Here is a 24,262-nt window from a genome sequence, read left to right as displayed (position 1 = left end):
AGACAGGGGCTTTTTGCTGTGCAAACTTTGGAGAAGACAACACCGTCAGGAAGACCCGTAATGAATCTCTATATCCAGATCCGTAAAAATCAAATAACCGTACGTAATCTTTCCACTCTGCGTGAGGCTTCCACACAGAGTGCATTTAGCAACAATAGAATTTTGGTCGCTGATTTTATGAATGCCGCAGAGACTCTACGGGGTGTTGTTCGTCAGGTTGCTCCCTGTAATTGGTGTAACTGGTTCAGTAGCACAACACTACTGATTCACGCTCTGGAGATGAATGAAGGAGGGCTTTCTCCTGTAGAGGAACGCATACTTCAGGAGATCACCGTCATGAGCTATCGTAAATCTAGGCTCATTGTTATTTCTAGCGCTGTTCCTCTGAGTGATTCTGACGCGCTCAAACGTATTCAGCAGAAGTCGTTCTGATGGTGCATACTGAATCTCGTGAAACATTTTCACCTTATGCGCTGAGCACTCGACATTAGAACGAAAACTCGCTATCTTCGGGCATCTGGATGTCTAAACGTTTAAACGTATGCTTTGAGGATATAAGGTTATGCCAATTCGGGTTCCTGATGAGTTACCAGCCGTCAATTTTCTGCGTAATGAGAACGTCTTTGTCATGACGTCCTCGCGTGCTAAAACGCAGGAAATTCGTCCCCTCAAAGTGCTGGTGCTGAACCTGATGCCTAAAAAAATTGAGACTGAAAACCAGTTTCTGCGCCTGTTATCCAATTCTCCCCTACAGATTGATATCCAGCTGTTGCGTATCGATAGTCGTGAATCAAAGAATACGCCGGCTGAGCATTTGAATAACTTCTACTGTGATTTTGAGGACATTCAGAATGAAAACTTTGATGGCTTGATTGTCACTGGCGCACCGCTGGGATTAGTCGATTTCTGCGATGTTGTTTATTGGCCACAGATCGCACGCGTCATTGAGTGGGCAAAAGAGCATGTTACCTCCACATTATTCGTGTGTTGGGCTGTGCAGGCCGCTCTCAATATCCTCTACGGTATTCCTAAGATGACCCGTAAGGAAAAGCTATCTGGCGTTTATACTCATCAAACGTTACAACCCCATGCATTGCTGACCCGTGGTTTTGACGAAACGTTCCTGGCACCACATTCGCGCTATGCGGATTTTCCGGTTGATGTGATTCGACAACACACAGATTTGGATATTTTGGTTGAGTCAGAACAAGCTGGCGCCTATCTGTTTGCCAGTAAAGATAAGCGTCTGGCGTTTGTTACTGGACACCCAGAGTATGATGCCCTCACGCTAGCGGGAGAATTTTTCCGTGATTACGACGCTGGGTTGGATCCGGCGGTTCCGGTTAACTATTTCCCTGACGACAACCCTGAATTAGCGCCGAAAGCGAGCTGGCGTAGCCACGGACATCTGCTTTTTGTTAACTGGCTGAATTACTACGTTTACCAGATTACGCCTTATGATTTACGTCGCATGAATCCTACGCTGGACTAAGCCATCTTCCTTCTTTTCTCTAAGGCACCTTTTAAGGTGCCTTTCTTTTTGTGCTGAACCATTTCATTTCTATTAATGAGTGAAAGTCATTTCTTTTCTATTTCTATTTTTATCTTCATTTTTATTAATAAGTTATGCTTAAAATTACATAAAAATGGAAATTGTTTTTGATTTTGTTTTTTCTTGTATTACGCTTAATTCTGTCGGCTAAGAAATGTACATACTGGTTTGCCGATTTGGCGGTTGTTGATAAATGAAGCGGAATCTGAAAAGGAACCACGAATGATGCAGCAGACGATAAGCAGAGAATTGGCGTTTAGTCAGCGTTTTGGTGAAGGTGAGAAGCAAATTCTTACGGAGGAATCGATTGATTTTTTAACGGAGCTGGTCGCGCATTTCACACCGGCACGTAATCAGTTGCTCGCCGAACGGCAGATCCAGCAGCGTAATATCGATCAGGGTAATCTACCTGATTTTATTTCAGAAATGGCTTCCATTCGTGATAAAGCGTGGACAATACGCGGTATTCCCGATGACCTTCAGGATCGTCGCGTTGAGATTACCGGTCCGGTCGAACGCAAGATGGTGATCAATGCATTAAATGCCAACGTGAAAGTTTTCATGGCGGACTTTGAGGATTCGCTGTCACCGGGATGGGAAAAGGTGATCGATGGGCAAATCAACTTGCGTGATGCCGTACGCGGTACGATTTCCTACATCAATGAAACAGGAAAGGTCTACCAACTGAAACCCAACCCTGCCGTATTGATTTGCCGCGTTCGCGGTTTGCATCTGCCCGAAAAACACGTGTCCTGGCAGGGGGAAGCGATTCCCGGCAGCCTGTTCGACTTCGCGCTGTATTTTTTCCACAACTATCAGGAACTACTGAAGAAAGGTAGTGGCCCTTATTTCTATCTGCCAAAGACGCAGTCATGGCAGGAAGCGGCCTGGTGGAATGATGTTTTCTGCTATACCGAAGATCGTTTTGACCTGCCACGCGGGACGATCAAAGCCACGGTGTTGATTGAAACGCTGCCTGCCGTTTTCCAGATGGACGAAATCCTCTACCACTTGCGCGATCATATCGTTGGGCTGAACTGCGGCCGCTGGGACTACATCTTCAGCTATATCAAAACATTAAAGAACCACGGCGATCGCGTTTTGCCCGACCGCCAGTCGGTGACGATGGAAAAACCCTTCCTTAGCGCTTACTCACGGCTGTTGATCAAAACCTGCCATCGCCGTGGTGCGTTCGCCATGGGTGGGATGGCGGCGTTCATCCCAAGTAAGGATGCGGAACGTAATAACTGGGTGTTAGACAAGGTTCGTAAAGACAAAGAGCTGGAAGCTCACAATGGGCATGATGGTACCTGGGTGGCTCATCCGGGGCTGGCAGATGCGGTGATGGAGGTGTTCGATCGGGCGTTAGGTGAGCGTAAAAATCAGCTCGATATTCGCCGTGAGCAAGATGCCCCCATTCGCGCCGAGGAATTGCTGGAGCCTTGTCCGGGAGAGCGCACGGAAGTGGGGATGCGCGCGAATATCCGTGTTGCGGTGCAGTACATCGAAGCATGGATATCCGGTAATGGCTGCGTCCCGATTTATGGGCTGATGGAGGACGCAGCGACGGCAGAAATTTCCCGTACCTCAATTTGGCAGTGGATTCGTCACGGCAAGACATTGAGCGATGGTCGCGTGATCACCAAGGCGCTGTTCCGCCAGATGTTGGCCGAAGAGATGTTTGTGATTCAGGAAGAGCTCGGTGATGCCCGTTTCAGCGGAGGGCGCTTTGATGATGCCGCCCGGCTGATGGAGCAAATTACCACGCAAGATGAGCTGGTCGACTTCCTGACATTACCCGGCTACGCACTGCTTGATTAACCCTGACTGATAATAAAAAGGAACCTCTGCTATGACGACCTCTCGTACCCAACAAGTCCAGCATATTGAAAAAGAGTGGAAAACCGCCCGCTGGGAAGGCATTACGCGCCCTTACAGCGCAGAAGATGTGATTAATCTACGGGGCTCGGTGAACCCGGAATGTACGCTCGCGCAGCTCGGTGCAGCTAAGTTGTGGAATCTACTGCATGGTGGCGCCCGCAAAGGCTATGTGAATTGCCTGGGGGCGCTGACGGGCGGACAGGCTTTACAGCAGGCGAAAGCCGGTATTGAAGCGATTTACCTTTCCGGCTGGCAGGTGGCGGCGGATGCCAATCTGGCGTCGAGCATGTATCCCGATCAGTCGCTCTACCCGGCGAATTCTGTGCCTGCGGTGATTGAACGCATCAATAATACGTTTCGGCGTGCCGATCAGATCCAATGGGCAAACCACATCGAGCCGAGCGACAAGCGCCATACCGACTACTTCCTGCCGATTGTGGCAGATGCGGAAGCGGGATTCGGCGGCGTGCTTAACGCGTTTGAGCTGATGAAATCGATGATTGAAGCGGGAGCCGCAGCGGTTCACTTTGAGGACCAACTGGCATCGGCGAAAAAATGCGGCCACATGGGCGGTAAAGTGCTGGTTCCCACTCAGGAAGCAGTTCAGAAGCTAATTGCCGCACGTCTGGCGGCAGATGTGTTGGGGGTGCCTACTTTACTGGTTGCGCGAACCGATGCGGATGCGGCGGATTTGCTGACGTCTGACTGTGATAAATACGATCGTGACTTCATCACCGGAGAACGTACGGTAGAGGGATTCTATCGTACCCGTGCGGGGATTGAGCAGGCTATCAGCCGCGGTTTGGCCTATGCACCTTATGCCGATCTGGTGTGGTGTGAAACGTCTACACCGGATTTATCGCTGGCGCGCCGTTTTGCTGAAGCTATCCATGCGAAGTTCCCCGGTAAGCTGCTGGCATACAACTGTTCACCTTCCTTTAACTGGAAGAAGAATCTGGATGACAGCACGATTGCGCGTTTTCAGGACGAGTTGTCGGCGATGGGCTACAAGTATCAGTTCATTACGCTGGCGGGTATCCACAGTATGTGGTTCAACATGTTTGACCTGGCGCATGCCTATGCGCAGGGCGAAGGGATGAGACACTACGTAGAAAAAGTACAGCAGCCTGAGTTTGAAGCGATTAAGGATGGCTATACCTTCTCATCACATCAGCAGGAGGTAGGAACCGGCTACTTCGATAAGGTGACAAACATCATTCAGGGAGGCGAGTCTTCGGTGACGGCGCTGACGGGATCGACGGAAGAACAACAGTTCTGATCCTAACCCGGTCAGTGAACCGCTGGCCGGGTTTCATCGGGAGATCATGATGACGCGTGACCTTGAAAAGCTGGTGGCGCAGACGATCCTGCAAGGGTTTGATGCGCAATATGGACGTTTTCTCGAAGTGACGGCGGGGGCGCAGCAGCGCTTTGAACAGGCTGACTGGCCTGCCGTACAACAGGCAATGAGACAGCGTATTCATCTATACGATCACCACGTGGGTTTGGTGGTCGAACAGTTGCGCTGTATTACCGGTATCCGCTGTGATGACGCGGATTTTTTGGCGCGAGTGAAGCATATCTACACCCGCTTACTGCCGGACTACCCGCGCTTTGAGATTGCTGAGAGTTTCTTTAATTCTGTCTACTGTCGGCTGTTTAACCATCGGGAACTGACGCCGGATAAGCTATTTGTTTTCAGTTCTCAGCCTGAACAGCGTTTTCGTGAGATTCCCCGACCTATCGCCAAGACATTTATGCCAACCGACGGCTGGCAGAACATGTTGGAAAAATTGTTGGGTGATGTGCCGCTGCGGTTACCGTGGGAAGATTTGCCACGTGATATTGGTTATATCGCGGCGTATTTACAGCGCACTTTCTCTGCGGAGCAGCTGGCTCAGGCGACATTACAGGTGGCTAACGAGCTGTTTTATCGCAACAAAGCGGCCTGGCTGGTGGGCAAGCTGTCGCTCCCTGACGGTATTTTTCCGTTCCTGTTGCCGATTCACCACAATGAGCGCGGTGCGCTATTTATTGATACCTGCTTAACCAGTCAGTCGGATGCCAGCATTGTGTTTGGTTTCGCCCGCTCTTACTTCATGGTGTATGCCCCGCTGCCGTCTGCGCTGGTGGCCTGGCTGCGGGATATTTTGCCGGGGAAGACGACAGCGGAGCTTTATTTGGCTATTGGCTGCCAGAAGCACAGTAAAACCGAGTATTACCGTGAATATCTGCACTACATTGCTGAATCAGAAGAGCAGTTCATCATCGCGCCCGGCGTGAAAGGGATGGTGATGCTGGTGTTTACGCTGCCTTCTTTCGATCGCGTCTTTAAGGTCATCAAAGATCGTTTTGCGCCGCAGAAAGAGGTGAGTGCGGAGCGGGTCATGGCGTGCTATCAACTGGTGAAAGAGCACGATCGTGTAGGGCGCATGGCGGATACGCAGGAATATGAAAACTTCGTCATCGATAAACATCGTCTCAGTCCAGAGTTGCTGGATGAGCTTTGGCATGAGGTGCCAGAGAAGTTGGAAGATCTGGGCGATCGGTTGGTGATTCGGCACTTGTACATGGAACGCCGGATGACGCCGCTGAATCTCTATCTGGAGCAGGCAAATGCACAGCAGTTGCATGATGTGATTGAAGAGTATGGCAATGCCATCAAACAGCTGGCGGCGGCGAACATTTTCCCCGGCGACATGCTATTCAAGAATTTCGGCGTCACGCGTCATGGGCGGGTTGTGTTTTATGACTACGATGAAATTTGCTACATGACCGAGGTGAATTTCCGCAAAATACCACCGCCGCGTCACCCGGAAGATGAACTGGCCGCAGAGCCGTGGTACAGCGTTGCGCCGAATGATGTGTTTCCCGAAGAGTTCCCCCATTTCCTGTGTAGCGACCACCACATTCGCACGCTGTTTGAGGAAATGCACGGCGATCTGTTTTGCGCGGATTACTGGCGGGCGCTACAGCAGCGTATCAGGGAAGGGCATATTGAGGATGTGTACGCCTACCGGCGGAGGAAGCGCTTCAGCCAGCGTGCTGATCCGCGGTACACAACTGCTGAGAATGGTTCTGGTTTTTGTTGTTATCCGGCGTAAAAAATTATGCAGCGGTGGGTTTGACCGCCGAGTGAGCGACAGGACGTCGCGAAAGCCAGTGCCGCGTAGGGAACGCGTCACTGGCGGCTCGACTAGCGGTCAGGAACACCGATGGAACCGCGTCAGCGGCATAATTTAGCCGGAAAGCCTGGGTACACAGGGCGGCGGCGACTGAGCGCCCTGTGTCGGGCGCGTGCTACGAAGTAGCATGAAAATAACGGCACTATTGCGCACGAAACCTTCCACAATCTGCATAAACATGCATCTAAAAGGCTTATAACCCGCTGTATTCCTGCATCACCTGCTTGGCGGCTTTGATCACCAGTGCGCCGAGCTCCGTGACGCGGTCGTCCGTGATGCGAGATACGGGGCCGGAGATGGAAATGGCGGCGAAGGCGTCGTGGTGTTCATCCAAAATACAGGCTGCGATACAGCGTAGCCCCAGCGCGTGCTCTTCGTCATCGAAGGAATAGCCCTGCTTGCGAATCAGCGACAGGTTTTCCTTCAGGGCTTGCGGCGAACTAAACGTGTGTGGCGTGTAGCCGTGCAGCCCTTTTTTGTGCAGCAACTGAGCGACCTGTGCATCAGGCAAATGCGCCAGAAAGGCTTTCCCGGCACCAGAAGCATGCATCGGCAGCTTACCGCCGATCGGCGCAGACATACGCATCAGTGCCGTGCACTGCACCTGATCGATAATGATCGCCTGGCTGTCGGTCTTATCAAGCACGGCCAGATTGACGGTTTCGCCCGAATCTTCCATCAGCTTGCGTACTATCGGATGCACAATCGCTAGCAGGTTGCGGCTTTGCAGAAAGCTACTGCCGACGATAAACGCGTGTGAGCCAATCGTCCACAGCCCCAAATCGCCAACCTGACGCACAAAGCCCTGCTGTTGCATGGTCGTGAGCAGGCGATGGGTCGTAGAATTCGGTAAACCTGCCTGTTGAGCGAGATCGGTTAGCGCCACGCTGCCGTTTGCTCTGGCGATATACTCCAGCAGCGTCAGGCCACGGGTCAGCGACTGAACCTGCCCGGTCGGCTGTGCGGTAGCGCCCGTGCTGGATCGGGGTTTTTTCCCTCGTTTGGCTGGCTCTGGTGGCGTCATGGCGTCGATTCCTTTTTATGGTAATGGAATTGATTTTCGTTTTTTTGCCGCAGAATGCAACTCTTCTTTCTCTGGGTTTTTTATCGGCAAATGATCTGAAAAAGTCTCATGCTGCACGGCGTTAGTGTGTTCATTACTTATGCTAGGATAGACGCAATAGATATCGTATTTATTGGCTGGGAATGGGGTTCGCGTGAGTAATCGGGTAGATGAATTACGGCGTCAGTTGGCGCAACGCATTATGGTGCTGGATGGTGGTATGGGAACCATGATCCAGGGTTATCGCCTACAGGAAGCAGATTATCGCGGCGAGCGCTTTGCCGACTGGCCGAACGATGTGAAGGGAAATAACGATCTGCTGGTGCTCACCAGGCCGCAGGTGATTAGCGAAATCCATGATGCTTATCTGGAAGCTGGTGCCGACATTCTCGAAACCAACACCTTCAATGCCACCACCATTGCGATGGCGGACTATGATATGCAGTCGCTGTCGGCGGAAATGAATACCGTCGCCGCACAGCTCGCGCGCGCTAGCGCGGATAAATGGACGGCATTAACGCCGCATAAACCGCGTTATGTTGCTGGTGTGCTCGGCCCGACCAACCGCACTGCGTCGATCTCTCCCGATGTAAACGATCCGGCGTTTCGCAACGTCAGTTTTGATCAACTGGTGGAGGCGTATCGCGAATCGACACGCGCACTGATCGCAGGCGGCGTCGATCTGATCATGATCGAAACCATTTTCGATACCTTGAATGCCAAAGCGGCGAGTTTCGCGGTTGAAAGTGAATTTGAAGCATTAGGGATCACATTGCCGGTGATGATTTCCGGCACGATCACGGATGCGTCAGGGCGTACGCTATCCGGCCAGACAACAGAAGCGTTTTACAACTCTCTACGCCATTCTCGCCCGCTCTCGTTCGGTCTGAACTGTGCGCTGGGGCCAGATGAACTGCGCCAGTATGTCGCTGAGCTGTCCCGTATTTCAGAATGCTATGTGAGCGCGCACCCCAATGCAGGGCTGCCCAACGCCTTTGGGGAGTATGATCTGGATCCGGCCGATATGGCGAAACATATCGGCGAATGGGCGCGATCCGGTTTTCTGAATATCGTCGGTGGCTGCTGCGGATCGACGCCCGCACACATTGCCGCGATGGCGAAAGTGGTGGAAGGCGTGCCGCCGCGCAAGCTGCCGGAGATCCCGGTCGCCTGCCGCTTATCCGGCCTGGAACCGCTGACTATCGATGCCAAAACCCTGTTTGTTAACGTCGGGGAACGGACGAACGTTACCGGCTCTGCGCGTTTTAAACGACTGATCAAAGAAGAGAAATACAGCGAAGCGCTGGACGTCGCCCGTCAGCAGGTAGAAAGCGGCGCGCAGATCATCGATATCAACATGGATGAAGGCATGCTGGATGCGGAAGCGGCGATGATCCGTTTCCTGAACCTCATTGCTGGCGAGCCGGATATTGCCCGTGTGCCGATCATGATCGATTCCTCAAAATGGGACGTGGTTGAGAAAGGGCTTAAATGTATTCAGGGCAAAGGGATTGTTAACTCGATCTCCATGAAGGAAGGCGTTGAGGCCTTTGTTCATCATGCCAAGTTGGTACGGCGCTATGGTGCCGCCGTGGTGGTCATGGCCTTTGATGAAGTCGGTCAGGCGGACACCCGCGCACGTAAAATTGAGATTTGTCGGCGTGCTTACCGCATCCTGACGGAAGAAGTTGGCTTCCCACCGGAAGATATCATCTTCGACCCGAACATTTTCGCCGTGGCAACGGGGATCGATGAACACAACAACTACGCAGTGGATTTCATTGAGGCCTGTGCTGACATCAAGGCGCAGTTGCCCCATGCGATGATCTCCGGCGGTGTATCTAACGTTTCCTTCTCATTTCGCGGCAACGATCTGGTGCGTGAAGCGATCCACGCCGTCTTCCTTTATCACGCGATCCGCAACGGCATGGACATGGGGATCGTGAATGCTGGGCAATTGGCGATCTATGACGATCTCCCTGCGGAACTGCGCGAGGCGGTGGAGGACGTGATCCTGAACCGTCGCAGCGATGCCACCGAACGTATGCTTGAACTGGCAGAAAAATACCGCGGCAGCAAAACAGAAGATGAAGGCAGTAAAACGCAGGCGGAGTGGCGCGGCTGGGATGTGAAGAAACGGCTGGAATATTCGCTGGTGAAAGGCATTACCGAATTTATTGAGCTGGATACCGAAGAAGCGCGCCAGCAGGCTGCACGGCCGATAGAGGTGATTGAAGGCCCGCTGATGGATGGCATGAACGTCGTTGGCGATCTGTTTGGCGCGGGGAAAATGTTTTTGCCGCAGGTGGTGAAATCTGCCCGCGTGATGAAGCAGGCGGTGGCCTATCTCGAACCCTATATTGAAGCGAGCAAAGCCAAAGGCACGTCAGCTGGGAAGATCCTGTTGGCGACGGTTAAAGGCGATGTTCACGATATCGGTAAGAATATCGTCGGCGTGGTGCTGCAATGTAACAACTACGAAATTATCGATCTGGGCGTGATGGTGCCGACGGATAAGATCCTGAAGACCGCGCGTGAAGAGAACGTCGATATCATCGGGTTATCTGGGCTGATTACGCCGTCGCTGGATGAAATGGTCAACGTGGCGAAAGAGATGGAGCGTCAGGGCTTTACGCTGCCGCTGCTGATTGGCGGCGCGACGACGTCTAAAGCGCATACCGCCGTGAAGATTGAGCAGAACTACAGCGGCCCGACGGTCTACGTGCAGAATGCGTCCCGCTCTGTTGGTGTGGTGTCAGCGCTGCTGTCCAGTACGCAGTATGACGACTTTGTTGCGCGCACCCGTAAAGAGTACGAAACCGTGCGCATTCAGCACGCGCGTAAAAAGCCGCGAACGCCGCCAGTAACGCTGGAAGCGGCTCGCGCGAATGCCTCAGCGCTGGATTGGGAAAGTTACACACCGCCGGTGGCGCATCGTTTGGGCGTTCAGGAAGTGACGGCCAGCATTGAAACGCTGCGCAACTACATCGACTGGACGCCGTTCTTTATGACCTGGTCGCTGGCGGGAAAATATCCTCGCATTCTGGAAGATGAGGTGGTGGGAGAAGAAGCTAAACGCCTGTTTGCCGATGCCAACGCGATGCTGGATGACTTATCCGCGCACGGTGCGCTGAACCCCCGTGGTGTGGTGGGCTTATTCCCAGCGAACCGCGTTGGGGATGACGTGGTGATTTATACCGATGAACGGCGTGAAACGGTGCTGTCAGTCAGCCACCATCTGCGTCAGCAGACGGAGAAAACTGAGTTCCCGAATTATTGCCTGTCCGACTTCGTGGCGCCGAAGTCTGGCGGTAAGCCAGATTATCTCGGTGCCTTTGCGGTCACTGGCGGGCTGGAAGAAGATACGTTGGCCGATCAATGGGAAGCTCAGCATGATGATTACAACAAGATCATGGTGAAGGCGATCGCTGACCGTCTGGCGGAAGCCTTTGCGGAATATCTGCATGAGCGTGTGCGTAAGGTGTACTGGGGCTATGCGCCGAATGAGAACCTCAGTAATGAGCTGCTGATTCGAGAAAACTATCAGGGTATTCGCCCCGCGCCGGGCTATCCAGCGTGCCCGGATCACACGGAGAAAGCGCAAATCTGGCAGTTGTTGGATGTGGAAAAGCATACCGGCATGAAGCTCACCGAGTCTTATGCCATGTGGCCGGGGGCATCGGTATCCGGCTGGTATTTCAGCCACCCCGACAGCAAATACTTCGCCGTCGCACAAATCCAGCACGATCAGGTTGAGGATTACGCGGTGCGTAAAGGTATGGAAGTGAGCGAGGTAGAGCGCTGGTTAGCACCAAACCTCGGCTATGATACCGATTAAGTTTCGACGTAAGTCGAGTATGACAACATCAACCTTGGAGAGGTTGTCATCTCAACTATGTCAGTGAGGGGGCGTTTCGTGCGTGATAGACCACATTATTTCTCTGTGGCACTAGCGCCACGCCCGCTCAGGGCGCTCAATCGCCGCTGCCCTGAGAACCCAGGCTTTCTGGCGAAATTATACCGCTGCGCGGTTCCTTCGGCATTCGAGAACGCTAATCGTGCCGCTAGTGACGCGCTTACTCACCCCATAAATGGGGTTCGCCCTGCGGGCCAGCACAAGTGCTGTTCAAAACGTCTTTGACGTTTTGTCCGGCGCGGCACTAGCTTTCGCAGCGTCCATGCTGCTCACAACGGCGGCCTCGCCCGCCTCAGTATAATTTTTAACGCCAGTTGGAAAACAAAACTGATTAGCTCGTGGATGTTTTTTGCCTCTAAACCTGTCATCACATGAAACTCATTATGATGAGAATAGTTATCAGTCTTATTGATGCGATTTTATGGTAATGGTAAGGTGAGCACCAATTAAGCAGAAAGCATTTTTCTGTCTTCATTCCACGTCATTTCCGCTAACCGCTGGCCTGATTCTGGGCGTTAAACAGGATGAGGGTATCTTCTCGCTCATGCTCAAACGACTCTTTTCCATTGAGGATTTCTTCGACATCGGTGAACGCTACGGGATCGATTACCACTTCCCGCAGCTGTTGTCTTGTCGTGATCGAACGAAAGAAAAACGTATCGTCGTGCAGGGGGATGTCGAAGAGATGACGCTCTCCTCCGGTATTTGCCTGACGAACTCCAACGTGCGCGTGTTACAGCCCTACGAATCGACGTCTTTACACTGTTGCCCGTTTTATACGCTGGTGGTGCTGGAAGGGTGCGTCGCGCTGCGTCTGAACGGTAAGGAGTTTGTGGTGCGAGCCGGTATGGCATTCAGCACTCGGCTGGGCGACCCGTTAGTTATGAACGCCAGCCACCTTGCGGATTGTCACCTTCGTACCGTATCACTGGGTATTTTTCCCGCCACTTTTGCTTTGAATCCGCTGTTGGGCTCGTTGCTGAGCGAGTGGGAACAGGAAGGAAAACCGACATTTTTATGGCAGGTTCCCGGCTATTTATTATCTGGGTTGCAGCACGCGCTGGAAAACACCGTGCCGGGGTTATCGCGCCAACTGATGTTGGAAGGCGTAATGCTACAACTGCTGGGGCAAGGCCTGTCATTCGGGCAACGTGGCGGAGAACGGCGCGTACTGCCTCCGCCCGGCGAGCAGGAGCGGCTGGAGAACGTTCGGCGGCTTCTGGCGCAACAGCCTGAAAAAGCGTACACCCTTAATGAGCTGGCGCAGTTGGCCGCGATGAGCAGCAGCAGCCTGCGCACCAAGTTTCGTCAGGCGTATGGCCATTCGGTCTTTGACTATCTGCGTGATTGTCGGCTGGAACTGGCTCGGCGCTATCTGGTGCAAGGATACAGCGTTCAGCAGGCGGCCTGGATGTCGGGCTACCAGCACGCGACCAACTTTGCTACGGCTTTCCGGCGACGCTACGGTATGGCGCCGAGCGATGCACGTATTCCCAGCTAGTGTTTCCCTTCATTAACTCTCCCGAACGTTATTTATGTCAGAGGCTGCCTGCCTGACTGGCGTTTTCTCACTGAGTTCCCGTTTTGTCATTACGCATACGCAAGTTGTCACTGCGCATAGCTATCGCAAGGCTAAAAGCGGTAATAATTCTTATTTACAATAATAAGGTCTGTGGAGATTCCCATGTTCAGAAAAACGCGGCTGGCGCTGGTGGTCGGCTGTTTCACCAGTGGATTCACTGTGTCGGCACTGGCGCAGGATACGCCATCCTCTTCTTCTCAGGGTGATACGTTAGTCGTGACGTCTCAAACGCAACGCGGCGCGACTAAGCTGGAAACGCCCGATATCGAGACTCCTCAGGCCGTTTCTATCATTACGCGCGATCAGATTCAGGAACAGGGTGCGACCAGCGTTCGTCAGGCGGTCGGCTATACGCCGGGCGTGTACAACAACCAAATCGGCGCGTCTAATCGTTTTGACTACATGGTGCTGCGCGGCTTTTCCGACGGCAGTCTCGATAACGTCTATCTCGACGGGCTGAAGATGATGGGGGATACCAACTCCCATAGCTCACTGGTTATCGATCCCTGGTTTCTCGACAGCATTGAAGTGGTCAGAGGCCCGGCGTCCGTACTCTACGGGCGTTCTTCTCCAGGTGGGATTGTGGCGCTGAATTCCCGTCAGCCGTCGTTCGATCGCAGCGGGCAGATCAAACTTTTCGCAGGCAACAATGCCCAGCGCGGTGCAGCGTTTGATGTTACCGGTCCGCTGGATGACGACGAGCGTTTTGCATTCCGTCTGGGCGGGATGGTGCGTGAGGCTGATACCCAATTTGGGCCGCTGAAAGAGGAGCGCTATGCGGTTGCGCCTAGCCTGCTGTGGCTGATTTCCGATAAAACTCGTATGGAATTGATGGCTTACCTGCAACGCGATCCTGAGGGTGGCAGTCACTCGGGTTTACCGTATGACGGCACGGTGGTGGCGCATAACGGGCGGAAAATCTCGAATACCTTCTATGAAGGGGAAGAGAACTATGAGAAATATGACCGTAAACAAAACATGGTGGGATACAACTTTGAGCATGGTTTTGATAGCGGCTGGGCTGTACGCCAAAAACTGCGTTATTTGCGTACCAAGGTGCATTTGGATCAGGTATATGCCTATGGCTGGGAACCGTTGGGTAACAATACACTGACCCGTTACTACTCGGGTTCCCGTGAGTCGCTGTCGGCGCTCACGTTAGATAATCAGCTCGATGGTAGCGTGGATACCGGTGCGGTAAACCACCGTCTGCTGGTGGGGATCGATTATCAGCAGCGTAATAACAATATGAACTGGCCTTCGGGTTCCTTCCCAGCGATCGACGCGTTTAACCCTGTTTACGGTGCTGGGCCAACAGACATGTCTGGCACGCTGGAAAAACACAAGCTGCAACAAACCGGCATCTATGTGCAGGATCAAATGAGCTGGGAACGCTGGCGTTTAACGTTGGGCGGTCGTCACGATCAGGTGAAAGTCACCCACATTAACCAGACGAAAGGAACGCACAGCGAGTTGGATAAAAACAACTTTAGCTCGCGTGCCGCGTTGCTCTACCTGTTTGACAATGGTTTTGCGCCGTATGTCAGCTATTCCACGGCCTTTACGCCGACCAGCTTCGCTGATGATAACGGCAACGTACTGGAACCGATGAAAGGCAAGCAGTGGGAAGCCGGGATGAAGTATCAGCCTGAAGGTTCTCAAGATCAGTACAGCCTGTCGGTATTCCGTATTAATCAGAAGAACGTAGCGACCAAAGTTCAGCCTAACGACCCTTACCGTTCCGTGGGTGAAATCGAATCGGAAGGGGTGGAGCTGGAGGCCGTGAGCCATGTTACGGAGAATCTGAGCCTGCAAGCGGCTTATACTTATACGGATATTCGCTATAAGAAGAGCAGTGTGGCTGAGCAAGGAAAACGTGTGGTGTATGCGCCGCGCAATCAGGCCAGTGCCTGGGCCAGCTATGATGTCAAAAGCGGTCCCTTGGACGGCCTGACGATAGGTTCCGGCGTGCGTTACGTGAACGGTGTGACCTCTGATCGTGCCAATACCCATACGCTGCCGTCTTATACGCTGGTGGATCTGGCAGTGGGATACGATCTCTCGAAGGTGGGCCTGAAAGGGTTGAGTGCGCAGCTTAATGTGAACAACCTGACCGACAAACGTTATATCTCCGCCTGTAACTCGCTGGAGTTTTGTTACTTCGGTGCCGAACGCAGCGTCGTCGGCAGTGTCTCTTATTCATTCTGATCGCGTGTGTTGCTGTAATAAAACGAAAGCCGGGTTTCCCCGGCTTTTTCACATCATTTATTCGCTAACGATCAATACAGGCCAATCGCTTTCCACCACAGCAGACCCGCGCTCATAAAGATCGCTTGATTCACCAAACTGACGACGAATCCGGTACGCCACCAGACGGCGGTGGGCACGTAACCCGCGCCGAACAGGATGGGGCCGCGTGCGTGGGTATATTGGGTCAGTGAACAGTACAGGCTACTGGTAAACGCCAGCATGAACGCCATCGGCACTGCGGGAATGTTCAGGTTGATCCCGACACCGAGGAACACCGCAAAAAGCGCGGCGATCTGCGCGTTGCCGCTGGCGAAGAAATAGTGGGTGTAGAAATAGGCCGCATTTAGCAACAATAGCACCAATACCCAACTGGTTCCCTGCATCAGGTGGCCGATGTTGCTACCGATGAGATCGCCAAACCAGTTAGTGAAGCCGAGTTTTTTCAACTGATTCGCCATCATCAACAGGGCGGCGAACCAAATCAGCGTATCCCAGGCGCCTTTCTCGCTCTTCACGTCTTCCCAGCTCAGTACGCCGGTTAACAGCAGGAAAGACAGACCGACGAACGAGGCCGTCGTGGCATCCACACCTAATTTATCGCCAAAAATCCACAGCACTAACAGCAGGACGACGGTGAAGGCCATCAGCCATTCACCGCGGCTCATGTTACCCATCTTTGCCAGCTCGGCGACGGCCAGTTTTGGTGCATCCGGCGTATGGCGAATTTCCGGCTTGGTCAGCCAGTACACGAGCAGGGGAACAATGGCCAGAGAGATCAAACAGGGCACGAGCGCTGCCAGAAACCAGCTTCCCCAGGAGATGGTCACCCCTGCGTTGGCCGCAAGTTTCACCGCTAGCAGGTTGCCAGTGTAGGCGGTCATAAACAGCGCCGCTGTCACATCGTTAACGTTACCGATGCAGGTAATCAAGAAAGTACCGATCTTGCTGCGTGAGGCATCTTCCGGTTTGGAATCAAAGCTGCGCGATAGCGAATCGGCAATCGGATAAATAATTCCGCCGCAGCGTGCGGTATTGCTTGGCATCGCAGGAGACAGCACCAGATCGGCGAAGGCCAATCCGTAAGCCAGACCCAGCGTGCGTTTCCCAAGCAGGCGGATCATCTGCAAGGCGATGCGGCGGCCCAGACCCGTTTTGATAAATCCGCGAGCAATCATGAATGCCACAACAATCAGCCAGATCAGCGAGCTGTTCAGATCGCTAAGTGCGGTCTGTATTGCGCCGCTGGCCGTTTTATCCCCTGCGGCATACGTCAGTGCAAAGAGCGTGATACTGATAATGCCGATAGCCCCAATCGGAAGAACATTCGCGACAATAGACACGATCGTTGCGACGAAAATGACGGCGGAGTGCCAGCCGGCGGGACTTAAACCCGTTGGAGGGGCCATTTGCCAAAACAAGGCGGCGATAGCAAGAATCACGATCAGTGGGAGCCAGTTCAGTCCATACGAGGTTTTCGTCTTCATCCATTTTCCTTACACGAGCTAGCGGAATACTGCGGGGTTATAACCCATAAGAGTTATAGGGATAAAAAGATCATAGCGCTAACTAGGGAAGGCGTGAGGCAAAATTATCGGCTTATTGATTTGGATTCTGTTTTTTAAATATTGTCAGTTAATTAATTTTTATCATTAATTGATTGGAGGGCAATTTTACTCTGGCGCGGGCTGCCTCGCAGTATGGCCTGCTAACATCTGGTAAGATGATGGTGTACTACGTCATCAACAGATTGTCTTTCATCAACACATGTTTAGCTGGAGGCGCGGACTTTTTGTTAACACTGTTGAATCTCCTTTCTGCGATTGCGTTACTGGTGTGGGGCACTCACATTGTCCGTACCGGTATCATGCGAGTTTATGGCACCCAGTTACGACGGGTTCTCAGCGACAGCGTTGAGAAAAAACCGTTGGCTTTTATGGCGGGCATTGGTGTTACTGCGCTGGTGCAGAGCAGCAATGCGACCGCATTGCTGACAACTTCATTTGTCTCACAGGGACTGGTGGCGCTAACGCCAGCCCTGGTGATTATTCTCGGGGCAGATGTCGGAACGGCGCTGATGGTGCGAATTCTGACGTTCGACCTGTCTTGGCTGTCTCCGCTGCTGATTTTTCTTGGCGTAATCTTCTTCCTTAGCCGTAAGCAAACACGGGTGGGTCAAATTGGTCGTGTGGCGATCGGGCTCGGGCTGATTTTGCTGGCGTTGGAAATGATTGTCGTGGCTGCCGCTCCGATCACGCAAGCGTCGGGCGTGAAGGTGCTGTTCTCCTCGTTGACGGGCGACATCATGTTGGACGCTCTGGCTGGCGCGTTGTTCGCGGTGATTACCTATTCCAGTCTGGCGGCGGTGCTGCTGACGGCAACATTGACGGCGAGCGGTGTGATCTCGCTGGAAGTGGCGATGTGTCTGGTCATTGGTGCCAATCTGGGGAGCGGATTACTGACGATGATGAGCACCTCGACGCAGAATGCAGAGGGGCGGCGCGTGGCGCTCGGCAGCATGCTGTTTAAGCTGCTCGGGTGTCTCGTCGTGATGCCACTGGTTGAGCCGCTTTCGCGCTGGCTGACGCGTATTCCGCTGGGGGCCGAAGAGCTGGTGATTTATTTCCACCTGTTTTACAACCTGATCCGTTGCCTGCTGCTCATTCCGCTTACCGGCGTGGTGGCTCGCTTGTCTTGTGCGATGATTGCGGACTCACCGCAGGTCGATGTCCAGATGAAACCGCGCCATTTGGATACCCATTCGCTGGACACGCCAGCGCTGGCGCTAGCCAACGCCGCGCGGGAAACGCTGCGAATTGGCGATGTGCTGGAGCAGATGCTGCGGTTGTACCGCGACGTGTTGCAGGGCGACCCTATGCAACGCCGGGAGATTCGCCGGCTTGATGATGATGTCGATATTCTTTACACCGCGATTAAGCTCTATCTGGCGCAGATTCAGAAAGACGGGTTGGATGAGCGGGATTCCCGACGCTGGGCTGAGGTGATCGAAGTGGCGCTGAATCTGGAGCAGGCGGGAGATATTATCGAGCGCATGGCAGACGACATCGCCAATCATTCCTCCGGTGTACGTATGGCATTTTCCGCGCAGGGTCTGGAAGAGTTGAACCATCTACATGAACAGCTGCTGGCGAATCTGCGTCTGGGACTGTCGGTTTTCCTGTCGGAGGATGTCACTAGCGCGAAACGCCTGCGCCGTGCCAAACACCGCTTCCGCATTATGAACCGTCGTTATGCCCATGCGCATGTTGATCGTTTACATCAGCACAACGTACAGAGCCTGGAAACCAGTTCGCTCCATTTGAGCTTACTCGGGGACATGAACCGACTGAATTCACTGTTCTGCGCAGTGGCGTATAACGTCTTGATTGTGCAGCAGGATGGTGAGGAAGAACGCGAAGAATCACCGCTGACGCTGTGATTCTCTTTGTGGGGTTTCACTGGATACAGCCGTCTATTTTTATGCTGATTGAGAGATAGTTTCGTGCGCGATAATGCTGCCATTTTCATGCTACCTCGTAGCACGCGCCCGACACGGGACGGCTCAGACGCCGCTCGCCCCGTGACCCCAGGCTTTCGGCGGAAATTATGCCGCTGACGCGGTGCCTTCGTCGATATCGGGCTTAACGGACCGCTTGCGACACGCTCCATGCGTGGCGCAAGCTTTCGCCGCGTCCATGCGGCTCATCCTAAGCCAGCCATCTCCTCAGCATAATTTTTTACGCCGAATAACGGCAAAATCCGCGTCTGCATAAGAATATGACGAAGAGACAGACTAGACGTCGTGAATCTACTCGAACAGGCTGCGGTGCAGCGTCTGTACCACGCGTTCGGCGTCGTCGCCAGGAACCAGGAAACACAGGTTGTTGCTGCTGGCACCGTAGCAGATCAGGCGAATGCGGAAAGGTTCCAGTACGCCAAACACTTCCTTCCCGACGCCACAGGCCTGAGACAGATTGTTGCCGATCAGCGCGACCAGCGACAGATTCTCTTCAACCTCGACACGACACAGTGATGACAGTTCAGTCAGCAGGGCGCTGGACAGCAGGCTGTCGCCCGTGGAGGTGGAACCGGTGGTGTCGAGCGTCAGCGCGACGTTGACTTCTGATGTGGTGATCAGGTCAACGGAGATGTTGTGACGTGCCAGAATGCTGAACACTTCGGCCAGAAAACCGCGTGCGTGCAGCATGTTCAGACTATACAGCTTAAGCAGCGTTTGTTTACGACGCAGCGCTAGCGCGCGGAACAGCGGCGGGTTTTCGGTTTTATTGCACACCAGCGTACCACCAGCGGCCGGATCTTTACTGGAGCCGACGAATACAGGGATATCGCTACGTACCGCAGGCAGCAACGTGGCTGGGTGCAGGACTTTCGCGCCAAATGTCGCCATTTCGGCCGCTTCTTCAAACATGATCTGGTCGATGCGTTTTGCTGTCGGCACCACGCGAGGATCGGTGGTGTAGATGCCAGGCACATCAGTCCAGATGTCAATCCGGCTGACGTTGAGGGCTTCGCCCAGCAGCGCCGCCGTATAATCACTACCGCCGCGACCCAGTGTAGTCGTGCGGCCTTTCGCCTCACTGCCGATGAAGCCCTGTGTAATCACCAGACCTTGCTCAAGACGTGGCTGCAACTGGCTGCGCGTCAGTTCGCCCAGCACGTCGCAGTCCGGCTGTGCACGGCCAAAGTGATCGTCGGTGCGCATGATTTTGCGCACATCGAACCATTCTGCCACGACATCACGCTGGCGCAGAATCTCGACAAACAGCAGGGTAGACATCAGTTCGCCGTGGCTGACCAGTTCATCGGTCAGGGCGTTCGATGTGGCAAGCGCCGCCGCTTCAGACAGCGTGGTGACGTTGTCCAGCATGCGGTCAATTTCATCGCGAATAACGTTTTGATTGGTTAGTTTATCGATGATGGCGTATTGGATCTGGCGGATTTTCGCCAGATGCTCGGCGCGCGCTTCCGGAGCTAACCCTTCTGCGAGCGCGACCAGTAAATTCGTGATACCTGCCGACGCCGACAGCACCACAACGCGCACATTCGGATTGGATAACACCACATCGGCACTGCGATTCATGGCGTCAAAGTCCGCCACGCTGGTGCCGCCAAATTTGGCAATAACGGTAGAATTCGCGTTTGCGGAGACTTCAGTTGCAGACATGTCAAAAAACCTCGTGTCAGGGGGTAGGCTGTTTTTCAGTAAACAGCATTCCATTAATCAGCCTTGGCACAGGGGGAGAGCAAAAGTAGGGGGCAGGCGTAGAAAAAATGACTACGATACACCCAGAAGCGCTCCACCTTGCTGGATGTCCATCAGGACAAATCCGGTGACAACCCAGAGGATTCAGCCTCTGTAGTCGATAGGGTGAAAACCGTATTTTCACCGCATCTCGGCATCGCTCCCCCTCGGATATCATCAGCGGATTACGGTTCCTCCGACATCTTACCTGGGCGATGCGCCTCTTCTGGCTTGCACACCGAGTGTGCAAGTACGGTGTTACAAATAACGGGTTATGCGGTTTCTGTCAATAAACAAAACGGCATGAACCGCTTTTAGCAAGAAAAGGGATCTCAATCTGAATTTTAAGGGATACAATCGATTCAGTCACTTTGAACTCATGCTTAGAGAGAAAGTCGCATTATGAAAAATATTAATCCAAGCCAAACTGCCGCCTGGCAGGCATTACAACACCATTTTGACGCGATGAAAGAGGTGCAAATCAGCGAGCTATTTGCACAAGATAGCGATCGTTTCGCGCATTTTTCCGCGACGTTCGACGATCAGATGCTGGTGGATTACTCCAAAAACCGCATCACGGCAGAAACGATGGAGAAACTGCACGCGCTGGCACGGGAAACCGACCTGTCTGCGGCGATTCAGTCCATGTTTGCCGGCGAGAAAATCAACCGCACGGAAGACCGTGCCGTTCTGCACGTTGCCCTGCGTAACCGTAGCAACACGCCGATTCTGGTGGATGGCAAAGATGTGATGCCGGAAGTCAACGCGGTGCTGGCGAAGATGAAAGATTTCAGCGAACGCGTGATTGGTGGTGAGTGGAAAGGCTATACCGGCAAAACCATTACCGACGTGGTTAACATCGGTATCGGTGGCTCCGATCTGGGCCCATTCATGGTAACGGAGGCGCTGAAACCGTATAAAAATCACCTCAACATGCACTTTGTCTCCAACGTTGACGGCACGCATATCGCTGAAACGTTGAAGCCGCTGAACCCTGAAACCACGCTGTTCCTCGTCGCGTCAAAAACCTTCACCACGCAGGAAACCATGACCAACGCGCACAGCGCACGCGACTGGTTCCTGAACACGGCGCAGGATGAGAAACATGTTGCCAAGCACTTTGCTGCGCTGTCTACCAACGCGAAAGCCGTCGGCGAATTTGGCATTGATACCAACAACATGTTCGAATTCTGGGACTGGGTGGGCGGACGCTACTCCCTGTGGTCGGCGATTGGGCTGTCGATCATTCTTTCTCTGGGCTTTGAAAACTTTGAAAAACTGCTCAGCGGCGCTCACGCGATGGACAAGCATTTTGCTTCCACGCCAGCGGAGAAAAACCTGCCTGTGCTGCTGGCGCTGATCGGCATTTGGTACAACAATTTCTTCGGTGCCGAAACCGAAGCGATTCTGCCGTATGACCAGTATATGCACCGTTTCGCGGCCTATTTCCAGCAGGGAAATATGGAATCTAACGGAAAATATGTCGATCGCAACGGCAATCCGGTGGATTACCAGACTGGGCCGATTATCTGGGGTGAGCCGGGCACGAATGGCCAGCATGCGTTCTACCAGTTGATCCATCAGGGCACCAAACTGGTTCCGTGTGATTTCATTGCGCCAGCAATTAGCCATAACCCATTGAGCGATCACCACAGCAAGCTGCTGTCGAACTTCTTTGCACAGACGGAAGCGTTGGCGTTTGGTAAGAGCCGTGACGTGGTGGAAGCGGAATTTGCTGCGGCCGGTAAAAGTGCCAAAGACGTGGAACACGTGGCACCGTTTAAAGTCTTTGAAGGCAACCGCCCGACCAACTCCATCCTGCTGCGCGAAATTACGCCGTACAGCTTGGGTGCGCTGATTGCGTTGTATGAGCATAAGATTTTTACTCAGGGCGCGATTCTGAACATCTTCACGTTCGATCAGTGGGGCGTGGAGTTAGGTAAACAATTGGCGAACCGTATTCTGCCAGAGCTGGAGAATGACAGTACGATCGACAGCCATGACAGCTCCACCAACGGGCTGATCAACCGCTTCAAGGCGTGGCGTAGCTAATCGGGCCTATGCCCTTTGGTTTTTCAATCGCAAGGAGGAAGATATGCAGATTCGTATTCTGTTGGGGCTATCCGCCGCACTATTAGTGGCGGGTTGCAGTAGCTCCAATCAACTCAGCGCAGCCGGACAAACCGTGACGTTCACGGATACCAAACCAGGAAGCGAATGTCAGCTTTTAGGGCAAGCCAGCGGTAGCCAATCCAACTGGCTGTCAGGCAATCATGGCGACGGAAGTGCTATGCGCGGTGCGGCGAACGATCTGCGTAATAAAGCGGCGGCGATGGGAGGCAATACTGTCTATGGCGCAACCAGTCCGAGTGAGACCTTCTGGTCAAGCTTTGCGCCGCTGGACAGTAAAATGAACGGCAGCGTTTACAAGTGTCCTTAAGCTAAGAAAAACCCAGTGAGAGCGGGACAATCCGCTCTCACTGTCGTGTTTACTTACTCAGTCAACGTAATCGCTCAGTATCGTCCTGATGTTGCTTCATCCCTAAATCCAGCGGCGTTTTGCTGGCTTCTCCACCGATTTCCCGTGCCAGACGCGGCACCAGATAGCCTGATACCTGCTTCATTAGCGCTTTAACCAAGAGGCGTGCCTCGTTGTCATCCACCAGAAAATGCGCAGCCCCTTGAACTTTGTCCAGTACATGCAGGTAATAAGGCAGAATACCCGCATCAAATAAGGCATTGCTGAGTTGAGCAAGTGTCTCTGCGCTGTCATTCACCCCACGCAGCAGCACACTTTGGTTGAGTAGTGTCACGCCAGCGCGGCGCAAACGCGCCATACTTTGTGTTAAGTCAGGATCAATTTCCTGCGGATGATTAATATGCGTCACCAGCAATACCTGAAGCGAACTGCGTGACAGGCGATCGCACAGTGCGTCGGTGATGCGGGCAGGAATAACCACAGGTAAGCGGCTGTGAATGCGCAGGCGTTTCAGATGAGGGATAGTTTCCAGTTCGGTGATCAGCCAGTCTAGCTCGTGGTCTTTGGCCATTAGCGGGTCGCCGCCGGAAAAAATGATTTCATCCAGTTCGGGATGCTGGCGGATATAATCCAGAGCCTGACGCCAATTTGCCTTGTTGCCCTGATTATCCTGGTACGGAAAATGACGGCGGAAGCAGTAGCGACAGTTCACCGCGCAACCGCCTTTCACCAGCAATAACGCGCGGTTGTGATATTTGTGCAGCAGGCCCGGCACGACGCTGTGTTGCTCATCAAGCGGGTCGTGGGTGAAGCCTGGCGTGGCAGTAAACTCCTCGCGTGCGGTTAATACCTGTAGCAGCAACGGATCGTCAGGATTACCTTTTTGCATCCGTGCAGCGAATGCGCGCGGTACTCGCAGAGCAAAAAGCCTGCGTGCATCGTTACCTTGTCGGAGTTTAGCGTGATCGTTCAGTGCCAAAAGTTGCAGTAATTCATCAGGATCGGTAATTACGTCTGCAAGTTGCTGCAACCAATCTTCTCTGGAAGGTATATTTAGGGTTACAATGTGTGCCATTTTTTTGGCTTCGTACCAG

At 53.2% G+C, this 24,262-nt stretch carries 15 protein-coding genes and 1 riboswitch; of the genes, 11 read left to right on the top strand and 4 right to left on the bottom strand.

Going from position 1 to position 24,262, the window contains the following annotated elements:
- The 5 genes from H0247_RS12455 to aceK all read left to right on the top strand — a co-directional run.
- Window positions 1–432, top strand: a 432-nt coding sequence (locus tag H0247_RS12455) for a YjaA family stress response protein (protein WP_370463335.1), incomplete at its 5' end; no start/stop codon positions are given.
- A gap of 130 nt (window positions 433–562) precedes the next feature.
- Window positions 563–1,492 carry a homoserine O-succinyltransferase gene (metA, locus tag H0247_RS12450; protein WP_180742827.1) on the top strand — a complete coding sequence of 310 codons (930 nt, stop codon included), beginning with the start codon at window positions 563–565 and terminating at the stop codon, window positions 1,490–1,492.
- A gap of 282 nt (window positions 1,493–1,774) precedes the next feature.
- On the top strand, window positions 1,775–3,373 hold the full coding sequence (gene aceB, locus H0247_RS12445) for a malate synthase A (protein ID WP_180742826.1): 1,599 nt from the start codon (window positions 1,775–1,777) through the stop codon (window positions 3,371–3,373).
- Between the two features lie 31 nt (window positions 3,374–3,404).
- Complete coding sequence (aceA, locus tag H0247_RS12440) at window positions 3,405–4,712, top strand: isocitrate lyase (protein ID WP_180742825.1); 1,308 nt, start codon at window positions 3,405–3,407, stop codon at window positions 4,710–4,712.
- Between the two features lie 49 nt (window positions 4,713–4,761).
- Window positions 4,762–6,537 carry a bifunctional isocitrate dehydrogenase kinase/phosphatase gene (aceK, locus tag H0247_RS12435; RefSeq protein ID WP_180742831.1) on the top strand — a complete coding sequence of 592 codons (1,776 nt, stop codon included), beginning with the start codon at window positions 4,762–4,764 and terminating at the stop codon, window positions 6,535–6,537.
- Window positions 6,538–6,811: 274 nt separating this feature from the next.
- Here aceK and iclR read toward each other — a convergent pair whose 3' ends face one another.
- Window positions 6,812–7,642: a glyoxylate bypass operon transcriptional repressor IclR gene (gene iclR, locus H0247_RS12430; protein WP_180742824.1), complete on the bottom strand. Its 831-nt coding sequence runs from the start codon at window positions 7,640–7,642 to the stop codon at window positions 6,812–6,814.
- A gap of 193 nt (window positions 7,643–7,835) precedes the next feature.
- On the opposite strand from iclR, the gene metH reads away from it, so the two are divergent.
- From metH to H0247_RS12415, 3 genes are all read left to right on the top strand, one after another.
- The gene (metH, locus tag H0247_RS12425; RefSeq protein ID WP_180742823.1) at window positions 7,836–11,519 is read left to right on the top strand and encodes a methionine synthase; all 3,684 of its coding nucleotides are present in this window, start codon (window positions 7,836–7,838) and stop codon (window positions 11,517–11,519) included.
- A gap of 622 nt (window positions 11,520–12,141) precedes the next feature.
- Window positions 12,142–13,098, top strand: coding sequence for an AraC family transcriptional regulator (locus H0247_RS12420; RefSeq protein ID WP_180742822.1), 957 nt, complete (start codon window positions 12,142–12,144; stop codon window positions 13,096–13,098).
- Window positions 13,099–13,281: 183 nt separating this feature from the next.
- Window positions 13,282–15,387 (top strand): TonB-dependent siderophore receptor, encoded by a 2,106-nt coding sequence (locus H0247_RS12415; RefSeq protein WP_180742821.1) that lies wholly within the window; start codon window positions 13,282–13,284, stop codon window positions 15,385–15,387.
- Between the two features lie 71 nt (window positions 15,388–15,458).
- Here the strand turns inward: H0247_RS12415 and H0247_RS12410 are convergent, their stop codons facing one another.
- Entirely contained in the window at window positions 15,459–16,913 is a 1,455-nt protein-coding gene (locus H0247_RS12410; RefSeq protein ID WP_180742820.1) for a DASS family sodium-coupled anion symporter, read from the bottom strand.
- Window positions 16,914–17,218: 305 nt separating this feature from the next.
- On the opposite strand from H0247_RS12410, the gene H0247_RS12405 reads away from it, so the two are divergent.
- Window positions 17,219–18,865 carry a Na/Pi cotransporter family protein gene (locus H0247_RS12405; protein WP_180742819.1) on the top strand — a complete coding sequence of 549 codons (1,647 nt, stop codon included), beginning with the start codon at window positions 17,219–17,221 and terminating at the stop codon, window positions 18,863–18,865.
- Between the two features lie 369 nt (window positions 18,866–19,234).
- On the opposite strand, the gene lysC is transcribed toward H0247_RS12405, so the two are convergent.
- The gene (gene lysC, locus H0247_RS12400) at window positions 19,235–20,611 is read right to left on the bottom strand and encodes a lysine-sensitive aspartokinase 3 (RefSeq protein WP_180742818.1); all 1,377 of its coding nucleotides are present in this window, start codon (window positions 20,609–20,611) and stop codon (window positions 19,235–19,237) included.
- Window positions 20,612–20,729: 118 nt separating this feature from the next.
- Window positions 20,730–20,923, bottom strand: a riboswitch (Lysine riboswitch).
- Window positions 20,924–21,091: 168 nt separating this feature from the next.
- Between lysC and pgi the strand changes: the two genes are divergently transcribed.
- Together pgi and H0247_RS12390 are read left to right on the top strand one after the other, a co-directional pair.
- On the top strand, window positions 21,092–22,741 hold the full coding sequence (gene pgi / locus H0247_RS12395; RefSeq protein ID WP_180742817.1) for a glucose-6-phosphate isomerase: 1,650 nt from the start codon (window positions 21,092–21,094) through the stop codon (window positions 22,739–22,741).
- Between the two features lie 43 nt (window positions 22,742–22,784).
- Complete coding sequence (locus H0247_RS12390; protein ID WP_180742816.1) at window positions 22,785–23,129, top strand: DUF4156 domain-containing protein; 345 nt, start codon at window positions 22,785–22,787, stop codon at window positions 23,127–23,129.
- Window positions 23,130–23,190: 61 nt separating this feature from the next.
- Here the strand turns inward: H0247_RS12390 and epmB are convergent, their stop codons facing one another.
- A complete protein-coding gene (gene epmB, locus H0247_RS12385; protein ID WP_180742815.1) occupies window positions 23,191–24,243 on the bottom strand; it encodes an EF-P beta-lysylation protein EpmB in 1,053 nt (350 codons plus the stop codon).
- Between the last annotated feature and the right edge of the window lie 19 nt (window positions 24,244–24,262).

Source organism: Pectobacterium sp. CFBP8739, assembly GCF_013449375.1.
In the GTDB taxonomy this organism is placed as follows: Bacteria; Pseudomonadota; Gammaproteobacteria; order Enterobacterales; family Enterobacteriaceae; genus Pectobacterium.
This window is presented reverse-complemented; position numbering and strand designations above follow the sequence as displayed.